The following is a 598-nucleotide window of genomic DNA, read 5'->3' as shown; positions in this document are numbered from 1 at the left end:
ATCATTTAGGACAAAACTATATGAACCTCTGGGGATTGAAGTCATTTCTTCAAGGTCTTTTATAATACGATCAAATAATTTTTTATCTGGTTTGGCGTTTGGATCGGCCATAAACAATTGAATATTAATGAAGAGGTTTTCGGCCGAGAATGAATTGTCCTTAAAAGCCTTTCTGAGGTTTTCAGCACTTTCATCAGGATTTTTCATGAAAAGTTCGTATACAGGCTGGATAGATGTCTCACTGGCTATTGAAATAAAATAATAAGGGGTTGAGAAGCCATGCCCACCAACATTTTGAATGGATTCCTTCGTTCTGCCAGTAATTTTACCTTCTGCTGCAAGTGAATCATAGTAGTTATCGAGTTGATTAAATTCTTCTTTGAAGATCATGCCATACAACCCGCCTTTAATGGCATTCTCGACCTGGAATTCGTCCGCCCATATCCTTTCCGTCATTACTTTCCTTTCCAGTTCATCTATTGGTACTACAGCATAGGTGTAGAAATGCGGTTCGCCTTTTGATTCTACAAACACAGTGGCCCCATCCTTTGCACCAACCACATTATGCACAGTTACGTCTGTCATATATTTCTCTTTG

1 protein-coding gene is annotated in these 598 nt (G+C 38.8%); it reads right to left on the bottom strand.

Annotation, left to right across the window (positions count from 1 at the left end; all coding sequences use genetic code 11):
• Positions 1–585 (bottom strand): DUF1672 family protein (locus tag BFI01S_RS22130; RefSeq protein WP_235831275.1); only part of this gene is annotated, 585 nt, incomplete at its 3' end.
• Positions 586–598 lie beyond the last annotated feature (13 nt).

It is taken from the genome of Cytobacillus firmus NBRC 15306 (assembly GCF_001591465.1).
GTDB classification, from domain to species: Bacteria; Bacillota; Bacilli; order Bacillales; family Cytobacillaceae; genus Cytobacillus; species Cytobacillus firmus.
Note: the sequence above shows the minus strand (reverse complement) of the source record. Positions and strands in the feature narration are given on the sequence as shown.